The following is an 11729-nucleotide window of genomic DNA, read 5'->3' as shown; positions in this document are numbered from 1 at the left end:
ATGCGAGATCAGCTCATCCACCTCGGTCGCCCCCAGCAACTGCGCCATCGCCTGCCGGTAACCCTCGATCTTCCGGATCACCGGCACGAACCGGCCCGGTCCGACGGCCAGGCCGATCCGCTCGTGCCCCAGATCCACCAGATGCTGCACCGCCAGCCGCGCGGCGGCCCGGTCGTCCGGCGAGATGAACGGCGCCGGGACGTCGTCGGCGTGCCCGTTGAGCAGGACGATCGGCACCCCCTGCCCGATGATCTGGGTGTAGCGGTCCGAACGCGCGGTGACGTCGGCGTGCAGGCCGGAGACGAAGATGATGCCGCTGACCCCGCGCTCCACGAGCAGCTCGGTGAACTCGTCCTCCACCGCGCCGCCGGGGAGCTGGGTGCACAGCACCGGGGTGTAGCCGTGCTGGGTCAGCGCCTTCTCGAAGGCCTGGGCGAACGCCGGGAAGATCGGGTTGTCCAGCTCCGGGGTGACCAGCCCGATCAACCCGTTGCTGCGCTGGCGCAACCGCTGCGGCCGCTCGTAACCCATGACGTCGAGCGCGGCCAGGACGGCCTGCCGGGTGGCGGCCGAGACACCCGGCTTGCCGTTGAGCACCCGGCTCACGGTCGCCTCGCTCACCCCCGCCTGCGCGGCGATGTCGGTGAGTCTGGCCGCGCCGTTGCCGGGCGGGCCGCCGCTATACGGCATCGCGTCCCCACCAGACGGCCGAGTCGGGTGCCAGCCGCGCCACGCCGCCGTCGACGTCCGGCTCCTCGCTGGCCAGCAGGACCCGTCCGGGGGCGGGCAGCTCGACCGGTTCGCCGGTCAGGTTCATGGTGCAGGCGAAGCCGTCCCCCCGGGTGAAGGCCAACGTGCCTTCCGGGGAGTCAAGCCAGGTCAGCGGCGCGTCGTCGAAGGAGCGGCGGGCCCGCCTGATCTCCAGCGCCGTCCGGTAGAGGCTCAGCGTGGAGTGCGGGTCGCGCAGCTGGGACTGGACGCTGAGCGGGCCCCAGGAGGCGGGCATGGGCAGCCACGTCTCCTCGATGCCCGGCAGGCTGAAGCCGAAGTGCGGCTCGACGTCGGCCCACGGGATGGGGACCCGGCAGCCGTCGCGGCCGTCGTCGGGGTTGCGCAGCCGCTGCGGGTCGCGCAGGAACTCCTCCGGCAGGTCGAGGACCTCCGGCAGGCCGAGCTCCTCACCCTGGTAGAGGTAGGTGGAGCCGGGCAGGCAGAGCGTCAGCAGGGCCGCGGCGCGGGAGCGGCGCAGGCCGAGGTCGCCGCCGCCGTAGCGGGTCAGGTGCCGCTTGACGTCGTGGTTGGACAGCACCCAGGTGGTGGGCGCGCCGACCAGCCCGGAGGTGGTCAGCGACTCCTGGATCACCGTGCGGAACCTGGCCGCCTCCCACGGGGTGTTGAGGAAGTGGAAGTTGAACGCCTGGTGCAGCTCGTCCGGGCGGACGTAGTTGGCCAGCCGCTGCGGCGACGGCGCCCACGCCTCGGCGACGCCGATCCGCTCGCCCGGGTAGGAGTCGAGCAGCCTGCGCCAGGCGCGGTGGATCTCGTGCACGCCGTCCTGGTCGAAGAACGGGACCACGTCGGCGCCGATCATCCGGACCTGGTCGGAGTGGCCGACGTCGGGCAGGCCCTCGGCCTTGACCATGCCGTGGGCCACGTCGACGCGGAAGCCGTCCACGCCCAGGTCGAGCCAGAAGCGCAGGACCGACTCGAACTCCGTGTGGACCTCGGGGGCGTCCCAGTTGAGATCGGGCTGTTCGGGGGCGAACAGGTGCAGGTACCACTCGCCGTCGGGCAGCCGGGTCCAGGCGGGACCGCCGAAGACCGACTCCCAGTCGTTGGGGGGCAGCTGCCCGTCCTCACCCTTGCCCGGGCGGAAGATGTAGCGCTCCCGCTCGGGGCTGCCGGGACCGGCCGCCACGGCCTGCTGGAACCACACGTGCCGGTCGGAGGTGTGGTTGGGCACCACGTCGACGATCACCCGCAGGCCGTGCCGGTGCGCGTCGTCGATCAGGGCCTTGGCGTCGGCCAGCGACCCGAAGATGGGGTCCACGTCCCGGTAGTCCGCCACGTCGTAGCCGAAGTCGGCCATCGGCGAGGTGTAGAACGGGGTCAGCCAGACGGCGTCGACCCCCAGGTCGGCCAGGTAGCGCAGCCGGCTCCGCACACCCAGCAGGTCCCCGATCCCGTCGCCGTTGCCGTCGGCGAAGCTGCGCACGTAGACCTGGTAGATCACCGCGTCCCGCCACCACCGGGTGGCGGTCTCGCTGGCATGGTCCGCGTGGACAAGCTCGGTCATATTAATCCCCCGATCAAGTGACATATCAGGACGTGATAGCACGGTGGTGTTACGACTTTGTGGCGCCGGCGGTGAGTCCGGCGACCAGATGACGCTGGACGAGCAGGAAGATGACCGCCGCGGGCAGCGCGATCAGCACGGCCGAGGCGGTCAGCAGCCCCCAGTCGGACCAGTGCTGGCCGACGAACTGCTGGAGGCCGGCCGCGAGGGTGCGCGTCTCCTCCCCCGTCATGAAGACCGAGGCGTAGGCGACCTCGCCCCAGGCGGTCATGAAGGAGTAGAACGCGGTGACCGCGATGCTGGGCCGGGCCAGCGGCAGGATGACCCGCCAGAAGGTGCCGAACGGGGTCAGCCCGTCGATCATCCCCGCCTGGTCGATCTCGCGCGGGATGGAGTCGAAGTAGCCCTTCATCATCCACGCGCAGAACGGCACCGCCACGGTCATGTAGGCGATGACCAGGCCCGGGATCTGGTTGAGCAGCCCGATGCCCGCCATCAGGTTGTAGAGCGGCACGATCAGGATCGCCACCGGGAACATCTGGGTGATCAGCAGCAGCCACATGACGCCGCGGTAGCCCGGGAACCGGAAGCGGCTGACCGCGTATCCGGTCGTCGAGGCCAGGAACACGCCGATGACCGTGGTCAGCCCCGCGATGATCACGGAGTTGAGCAGCCAGTTCGGGAACTGCGTCTCGGTCAGCACCCGGACGTAGTTGTCCAGCGACGAGTTGTCGAAGAAGGTCAGCTCGGTGGAGAGCCAGCCGTCGCGCGGCTTGAGCGAGGTCAGGATCAGCCACACGATGGGGAACAGCGCGACGAGGGAGGCGGCGACGAGCGTCCCGTGCAGCAGGATCGAGCTGCCGACGCTGCGTTCCCCACGGCCGCGGGCGCGGCCGCGCCTCGCGGGACCTGCGGTGACGGTGCTCACCAGACCTCCCCTTGCTTGCGCAGCGCGCGGCGGTAGACCAGGGCCAGCACGACGAGGAGCAGGAGGATGATCACTCCCCAGGCCGCCGAACCCGAGTAGTTGCGGATGCCGGTGAAGGCCTCACGGTAGGCGTAGGTGACCAGGATCTCCGTGGAGCTGCCCGGTCCCCCGCCGGTGATCAGGAAGATCAGCGGGAACATGTTGAACGTCCAGATCGTGCCCAGCAGGACGACGGTGCTGGAGACCGTGCGCAGGCCGGGGACGGTGATGTGGCGGAAGCGCTGCCACGGCGTGGCGCCGTCCACCTCGGCCGCCTCGTAGAGCTCGCCGGGGATCGACTGGAGCCCGCCGAGCATGGCGACCATCATGAACGGTACGCCCACCCAGACGTTGACCGCGATGACCGCGATCTTCGCCGTGGTCGGGTCGTCGAGCCAGCCGACCGCCCCGAGGCCCGCGGCCTTCAGCATCGCGTTGATGACGCCGTAGTCGCTGTTGTACAGGTAGCGCCAGATGAACGCGGCGACGAAGGGCGGGACCGCCCACGGCAGGATCAGCAGCAGCCGGTAGACCGAGCGCAGTCGCATCTTCCGGTTGAGCAGCAGGGCCAGGCCGAGACCGAGGCCGTAGTGGAGCCCGACGCACGCGACGGTCCAGCCGACCGTCCAGATCAGCTTCTCCCAGAACAGGCCGCTGGTCAGGATGTCGACGTAGTTGCCGAACCCGACGAACTCATAGCTCGAGGGGATCACGTTGACGCCGATCGTCCGCCCCATCGTGGCCTCGGTGGCGTCGGTCAGCGACAGGTAGACGCCTCGGACCAGCGGCCAGCCGATCAGCACGGCGGTGACCACGATGACCGGGGCGACCATGGCCCAGGCGTACCAGTACTGCGACGTCACCCGCCGGACCGGGCCGGCCTTCTTGGGGCGGCCCCGGCCGCGGGCACCGTCAGCGGCGCCCGCGGCCCGGTCCCTGGCCGTGCCGGTCACACGTCCAGTGGAAGTCGCCACCGGTCAGCTCCAGTCCTTGAAGATGCCGTGGTACTTCTCGTCCACCGACTTGACCATGTCCTCGGGCGAGGCCTTGCCGCCGACCAGGGACTGGTAACCCTCCAGGAGCGGCTGGAAGAGCTGGCCGCCCTCGGGGATCCACGGCCGCGCGACCGCGGTGTCGATGATCGGCTTGAAGGTGGCGACGTCCTTGTTGCCCTGGACATCGGGGTTGTCGTAGGCGGAGGCGCGGGTCGGCAGGAGGCTGATCTCCTTGGCGACCTTGGCCTGGGCCTCGGGGGTGCTCATGAAGCGGACGAACTCGTAGGAGGCGTCCAGGTTCTTGGAGCCGGCGTAGATGGCGTAGTTCCAGCCGCCGGTGGGGGCGCCGGCCTTGGCGGAGCCCGCGGGGACGGGCGCGATGCCGAGGTTCTCCTTGTCCTGGAACTCCTTGCCCTGGTAGATCTCCGACAGCGCCCAGGGGCCGTTGTAGATCATCGCGGCCTTGCCGTCCTTGAGGGCGGTCATGGCGTTGGCGTAGCTGTCCTGGATGGCGGGCTTGGGCGCGGCGCCGGAGGTGACCAGGTCGGCGACCGTCGCCATGGCCTTGACGTTGGCCGGGGAGTTGACGGTGATCTTCTTGGCCTGGACGTCGAGGAGGTCGCCGCCCTCGCCGTACATGAAGGGCAGCAGGAAGTAGGCGTCGACGTTGAGCGCGAGGCCACTGACGCCGGTCTTGGCCTTGACGTCGAGGGCGACCTTCTTGAGCTCCTCCACCGTGGCCGGCGCCTTCTCGTATCCGGCCTCTTTGAGGAGCTTCTTGTTGTAGAGCAGCGCCAGGGTGTCGGTGACCTGCGGCACCGCGTAGGACTTGCCGTTGTACTTGGTGCTGCTCAGCGGGCTGGGCAGGAAGTCCGACTCGTTCTCCACGGCGCGCGTGCCGTCCAGCGGCTGGAGGTAGCCGAGGGAGGCGAACTGGGAGGTCCAGGCCACCTCGGAGCGGATGACGTCCGGCGCCCCGGCGCCGGCCTGCGCGGCGGTCTGGAACTTGTTCTGCGCCTGGTCCGAGGGGACGTTGACGTACTTGACCTTGATATTGGGGTACTTCGCCTGGAATTCCGTGATGAGCGCCTGGAACGTCGGGCCCTCGCTGTCCGGCCGGACGGTGTCCCACCAGGTGATCTCGCCGCTGATCTTCGACGGGTCGGCCGCGGCGGACTGGGCGGGCGCCGCCGTCGAGCCGCCGTCGCCGCCGCCACAGGCGGAGACCGCCAGGGCGAGAGCCGCGACGATCGTCGCAGCCGAGAAGGCTCGCCGCATCATTTCTCCTCATAGTTCAGGGGACCGGACCGGGCCGGGGAAGCCACCGGGCCGGGTTTGGAGTACGCCGGACGTTACGCCGACATGAACCGCATTGGAAGAACTTTCTGCAAGAGTCTGCAAAGTTGTTACATATTCCACCAAAGGTGCGGGCCGCATCTCGGCCGCCGCCGGCCGGGCAGGGAGGATCAGCACTTCAGAGGGCCCTTTCCGCGACACCACACCTCCCGCCGCTCGCGGGCCGGAGCCCCGCGGAGGCCCCGGAAACCACCGTGATTCAGAAAGTTTCGGCAAGGGATTGCACAGACCATGCCCAGTGAGTAACTTCCGGGCAACATCCTCGAAACGACTCCGCGGAGGCCCCCCGGTGGTCTGGCCACTCCTCCCACGACGCGCGAGAGCGAATCTCCTGACGGGCGCCGCCCTCACCGCGGCCCTGATCGTCACCCCCCTCGCCGCTCCCCCGTTCCCCGCCGCCGCCACGGCCGCGGGACAACCGCCCCCCGCCGCTCCGGCGGGGCAGCCGTCCGCCGCCCCCGTGATCTCCGCGCTGAGCCGTACGGCGGAGCCCTCCGACAAGGACCTCGCCCGCGACGCGCTCCGCGCCGACCTGAGCCGCGAGCGCTTCTACTTCGCGATGACCGACCGGTTCGCCAACGGCGACACCGGCAACGACCGGGGCGGCCTGTCCGGCGACCGGCTCGCCACCGGCTTCGACCCCACCCACAAGGGCTTCTACCAGGGCGGCGACCTCAAGGGGCTGCTCGGCAGGCTCGACTACGTCAAGAACCTCGGCAGCACCGCGATCTGGATCACCCCGGCGTTCCGCAACCGGCCCGTCCAGGGCACGGGCGCCGGCGTCTCGGCCGGCTACCACGGCTACTGGATCACCGACTTCACCCGGATCGACCCGCACCTGGGCACGAACGCCCAGATGAAACAGCTCGTGCGCGAGGCGCACCGGCGCGGGATGAAGGTCTTCTTCGACATCATCACCAACCACACGGCCGATGTGATCGACTACCGGGAGAAGACCTACTCCTACCGCTCGAAGGGCGCCTACCCCTACCTCGACGCCGACGGCGCGCCGTTCGACGACCGGCGCCACACCGGCGGGGACGCCTTCCCCAGGGTGAACGCCGAGTCCTTCCCCTACACGCCGGTCGCGCCCAAGGACGTCAAGACCCCGTCCTGGCTGAACGACCCGACGATGTACCACAACCGGGGCGACTCCACCTTCAGCGGCGAGAACTCCGAGTACGGCGACTTCTTCGGCCTCGACGACCTGTGGACCGAGCGGCCCGAGGTCGTCAGGGGCATGACCGACATCTACCGGACCTGGGTCCGCGAGACCGGCATCGACGGCTTCCGCATCGACACCGCCAAGCACGTCGACATGGCCTTCTGGGAGAGGTTCTCCCCCGCCCTGCGCGGCTACGCGGCCGAGCTGGGCAACAAGCGGTTCTTCATGTTCGGCGAGGTCTACAGCAGCGAGCCGGCCTACACCAGCCGCTACTCCACCCGCGGCGGGATGAACGCCACCCTGGACTTCCCCTTCCAGGAGGCCGCCCGCTCCTTCAGCGGCGGCACGGCGGGCGCGACCCGGCTGGCCCAGCTCTTCGCCGGGGACGACCATCACACCGACGCCGACTCCAACGCGGCGTCGCTGCCCACCTTCCTCGGCAACCACGACATGGGCCGCATCGGCCGCTTCCTCGCCCAGGACAACCCCGGGGCGCCCGACGCCGAACTGCTCCGCCGGGACCTGCTCGCCCACGAGCTGATGTATCTCACCCGGGGCCAGCCGGTCGTCTACTACGGCGACGAGCAGGGCTTCACCGGCAAGGGCGGCGACCAGGACGCCCGCCAGCCGATGTTCGCCTCCAGGACCGACAGTTACCTGGACGACGACCTGATCGGCACCACGGCCACCCACGCCCAGGACAACTTCGTCCCCGCCCACCCGCTCTACCGGGGCATCTCCGCCCTGGCCGGGCTCCGCGACGCCCACCCCGCCCTCGCCGACGGCGCCCAGATCGAGCGTCTGGCCGCGGGTGGCGTCTACGCCTTCTCCAGGATCGACGCCAAGGAGCAGGTCGAGTACGTCGTCGCGGTCAACAACGCCGAGCAGGCCGCGGCCGTGGACGTGCCGACCTTCTCCGCCGGCGCCGCCTTCACCAGGGTGTACGGCCAGGCCGCCGCGGCGCTCACGACGGGCGCCGACGCCAAGCTGGCGGTGACCGTGCCGGCCCTGTCGGCGGTGGTCTACCGGGCCTCGGCGAGGCTCGCCGCCCCGGCGGCGACCCCGGCGATCTCGATCGCCCTGCCCGGCGCCCAGATCAGGGGCACCGCCGAGGACGGCCGGATCCCCGTCACCGCGACCGTGCCGGGGACCGGCTTCGACCAGGTGACCTTCGCCGCCAGGGTCGGCGGCGGCGCGTGGCGGACGCTCGGCACCGACGACGCGCCCAACCCCTCGGCCACGGGCCGCCTCTTCCGCGTCTTCCACGACCTGCGCGGCCTCCCGGCGGGCACGGAGATCACCTACAAGGCCGTCGTGAAGGACTCCGCGGGCAGGTTCGCCGCGGCGACCGCGACGGCCGCCGTCGGCCCGGAACCCGCTCCCGAGGAGCCCGGCGCGGTCAAGCGCGACTGGCTGGTCGTGCACTACCAGCGCGAGGACGTGGACGGCTGGGGCCTGCACGTCTGGGGTGACGTCGAAAAGCCCACCGAGTGGGGCAGCCCGCTCCCGCTGACCGGTGAGGACGCCTACGGCAGATTCGCCTGGATCAAGCTGAAGCCCGGCGCCGCCAACGTCGGGATCATCGTCCACAGGGGCGACGAGAAGGACGGCGGCGACCGGCTCGTCAACCCCGCCAGGACCGGCGAGGTCTGGCTGGCCGAGGGCCGGCCCGAGACCCACCCCTCCCGCGCGGCGGCCCAGGGCTACGCGACCGTCCACTACAGCCGCCCCGGCAAGGACTACGACGGCTGGGGCCTGCACCTGTGGGGCGACGGGCTGGCCGACGGGGTGCCCACCGAGTGGGCCACGCCACGCCCGCCGGACGGCACCGACTCCTACGGCGCGTTCTGGAAGATCCCGCTGAAGAACGCCGCCGCCCCGGTGAACTACATCATCCACAAGGGCGACACCAAGGACCCCGGCCCCGACCAGGTCTTCACCCCCGCGCTGCAGCCGGAGGCCTACGTCGGCTCGGGCGTGGCGGAGGTCCACCCGACCCGGGCGGCGGCCGAGAACGTCGCGATCCTGCATTACCACCGGCCGGACGGGAATTACGAGGGCTGGGGACTGCACCTGTGGGGTGACGTGGCCACTCCCACCGAGTGGGCCACCCCGCTCCAGCCGGCGGGCAAGGACGGATTCGGAGTCCACTTCCGCGTCCCCTTGACCAAGGGGGCGAAGAACGTGAGCTACATCATCCACAAGGGTGACGAGAAGGACCTGCCGGCCGACCAGGCGTTGGACCTCACCACCGCCGGCCACGAGGTCTGGCGGGCGGCGGCCACCGAGGGCCACGTGCTGCCCCAGCCTCCGGCCCGCGGCGCCGACGCCGACCTGACCAAGTCGGCGGCGCACTGGATCGACCGGGACACCGTCGCCTGGAAGGTCGAGCCGTCCCCCTCCCTCCACCACTCCCTGGCCTTCTCCGGCAAGGGTGACATCGCCTACGCCAAGGGAGACCTCACCGGCGACCTGCGGATCATCCGGCTGATCCCCGGCGCGCTCACCGACGCGCAGCGGGCCAAGTGGCCGCACCTGGCCGGCCACGCCGCGCTGAAGGTGGACCCGCGCGACGCCGACCTGGTCGCCAGGGCGCTGCGCGGCCAGGTCGTGGCCGTCGAGCGGGACGCCTCCGGTGCCCTGCTGACCGCCACCGGCGTGCAGATCCCCGGCGTGCTCGACGACGTCTACGCCAGGGCCACCGACGCCGAGCTCGGTCCGGTCTGGCGCGGGGCCCCCAGGCTGTCGGTCTGGGCGCCGACCGCGCGCAAGGTCGAGCTGGCGCTCTACCGCGACGCCGCGGGCGCCGGCCGTACCGTCCACGAGATGCGCCGCGACGACGGGACCGGCGTCTGGTCGGTGCGGGGCCTGCCCTCCTGGAAGGGGCGCTACTACACCTTCCTCGTCACGGTCTACTCGCCGGCGGCGGGCAAGGTCGTCACCAACGAGGTGACCGACCCCTACAGCCTGTCGCTGGCCGCCGACTCGGTCCGCAGCCAGGTGGTGGACCTCGCCGACCGCTCCCTGGCACCCGGCGGCTGGTCCTCCCTGGCCAAGCCCGAGGCCGTGGCCCAGGACCGGGCGTCGATCTACGAGCTGCACGTGCGCGACTTCTCCGCCTCCGACACCTCGGTCCCCGCCGAGCGGCGGGGCACCTACGCGGCGTTCGCCGGGGACGGCGCCGGGATGAGGGAGCTGCGCAAGCTCGCCGGGGACGGCCTGACCCACGTGCACCTGCTGCCGGTCTTCGACATCGCGACCGTCCCCGAGCGGCGGGCCGACCGCGCCGAGCCGGACTGCGACCTGGCCTCGATGCCGGCCGACTCCGACCAGCAGCAGGAGTGCGTCGCCAAGGTCGCGGCCAAGGACGCCTTCAACTGGGGATACGACCCGCAGCACTACACGGTGCCCGAGGGCTCCTACGCCTCCGACCCGGACGGCTCCGGCCGGATCAAGGAGTTCCGGGGCATGGTGGCGGGGCTGAACGGGGCGGGGCTGCGGGTGGTGATGGACGTGGTCTACAACCACACCCACGCCGCCGGCCAGGACCCCACCTCGGTGCTCGACCGCATCGTGCCCGGCTACTACCACCGGCTGCTCGACGACGGCGCCGTGGCCACCTCCACCTGCTGCGCCAACACCGCGCCCGAGCACGCGATGATGGGCAAACTCGTCGTCGACTCCGTCGTCACCTGGGCACGTGACTACAAGGTGGACGGCTTCCGGTTCGACCTGATGGGCCACCACCCGAAGGCGAACATGCTCGCCGTCCGCAAGGCCCTGGACGGGCTGACCCTCGCCGAGGACGGCGTGGACGGCAAGTCGATCATCCTGTACGGCGAGGGCTGGAACTTCGGCGAGGTGGCCGACGGCGCCCGCTTCGAGCAGGCCACCCAGCTCAACATGGCCGGTACCGGGATCGGCACCTTCAGCGACCGCCTGCGTGACGCGGTGCGGGGCGGCAGCCCCTTCGACGCCGACCCCCGGATCCAGGGCTTCGGCTCAGGTCTGGCCGGCGCGCCCAACGGATCGGCGGCCAACGGCACGGCCGAGCAGCAGCGTGCCCGCCTCCTGGGCTACCAGGACCTGATCAAGGTGGGGCTCACCGGCAACCTGCGCGACTACACCTTCACCGCCTCCGGCGGCCGGCAGGTCAAGGGCTCGGAGGTCGACTACAACGGCTCCCCGGCCGGCTACACCGCCTCGCCGGGCGAGGTCGTGACCTACGTGGACGCCCACGACAACGAGACGCTGTTCGACGCGCTGGCCTACAAGCTGCCGCAGGCGACCCCGATGGCCGACCGGGTGCGCATGCAGTCGCTCTCGCTGGCCACGGCGGTGCTCTCCCAGGGCACCTCGTTCGTCCACGCGGGCAGCGAGCGGCTGCGCTCGAAGTCGCTCGACCGCAACTCCTTCGACTCCGGCGACTGGTTCAACCGGCTGCTGTGGGACTGCTCGCAGGGCAACGGCTTCGGCGCGGGCCTGCCGCCCAGGGCCGACAACGGGGACAAGTGGCCCTACGCCCGGCCGCTGCTGGCCGACCCGGCGCTCCGGCCGGACTGCGCGGCGATCACCTCGGCGCGGGCCGGGTACGGTGAGCTGCTGAAGATCCGCGCCTCCTCCCCCGCCTTCAGGCTCGGCTCCCTGGCCGAGGTGCAGAAGCGGCTGACCTTCCCCACCAGCGGCGCCTCGGAGACCCCGGGCGTCGTGACCATGCACCTGGACGCCTCCGGCATCGACCCGCGCTGGAAGTCGATCACCGTCGTCTTCAACGCGACTCCCGAGACGCAGCCGCAGACCGTGGCCGCGCTGAAGGACTCCCAGGTGACGCTCCACCCCGTCCAGGCGGCCGGCGACGACGCCGTCGTGAAGCAGTCGACCTTCGCCCCGTCCACCGGCACGCTGACGGTTCCGGCCCGCACGGTCGCCGTCTTCGTGCGGTCGTAGCGG

General features: G+C 71.0%; 6 protein-coding genes. 1 reads left to right on the top strand and 5 read right to left on the bottom strand.

What is annotated here, in order from left to right; genetic code table 11:
- The 5 genes from ACZ6R6_RS43905 to ACZ6R6_RS43885 form a co-directional block, all read right to left on the bottom strand.
- Positions 1-690, bottom strand: a 690-nt coding sequence (locus ACZ6R6_RS43905) for a LacI family DNA-binding transcriptional regulator (protein ID WP_470102880.1), incomplete at its 3' end; no start/stop codon positions are given.
- Entirely contained in the window at positions 680-2296 is a 1617-nt protein-coding gene (locus ACZ6R6_RS43900; RefSeq protein WP_470102878.1) for a glycoside hydrolase family 13 protein, read from the bottom strand. The genes ACZ6R6_RS43905 and ACZ6R6_RS43900, both read right to left, overlap by 11 nt.
- 49 nt (positions 2297-2345) lie before the next feature.
- Positions 2346-3224 carry a sugar ABC transporter permease gene (locus ACZ6R6_RS43895; protein WP_470102877.1) on the bottom strand — a complete coding sequence of 293 codons (879 nt, stop codon included), beginning with the start codon at positions 3222-3224 and terminating at the stop codon, positions 2346-2348.
- Entirely contained in the window at positions 3221-4237 is a 1017-nt protein-coding gene (locus tag ACZ6R6_RS43890; RefSeq protein WP_470102876.1) for a carbohydrate ABC transporter permease, read from the bottom strand. Before ACZ6R6_RS43890 ends, ACZ6R6_RS43895 begins: the two co-directional genes overlap by 4 nt.
- Before the next feature lie 3 nt (positions 4238-4240).
- Complete coding sequence (locus tag ACZ6R6_RS43885; RefSeq protein WP_470102874.1) at positions 4241-5539, bottom strand: extracellular solute-binding protein; 1299 nt, start codon at positions 5537-5539, stop codon at positions 4241-4243.
- A 364-nt stretch (positions 5540-5903) separates the two neighbouring features.
- Here ACZ6R6_RS43885 and pulA point away from each other — a divergent pair, with 364 nt between their 5' ends.
- The gene (pulA, locus tag ACZ6R6_RS43880) at positions 5904-11726 is read left to right on the top strand and encodes a pullulanase-type alpha-1,6-glucosidase (RefSeq protein WP_470102873.1); all 5823 of its coding nucleotides are present in this window, start codon (positions 5904-5906) and stop codon (positions 11724-11726) included.
- Positions 11727-11729: the final 3 nt, after the last annotated feature.

This window comes from Streptosporangium sp. NPDC048886 (assembly GCF_055586905.1).
This window is presented reverse-complemented; position numbering and strand designations above follow the sequence as displayed.

Coding starts and splice junctions, on each gene's coding strand:
- ACZ6R6_RS43900 (WP_470102878.1), bottom strand. CDS start 2,296: ATGACCGAGCTTGTCCACGCGGACCATGCCAGCGAGACCGCCACCCGG.
- ACZ6R6_RS43885 (WP_470102874.1), bottom strand. CDS start 5,539: ATGATGCGGCGAGCCTTCTCGGCTGCGACGATCGTCGCGGCTCTCGCC.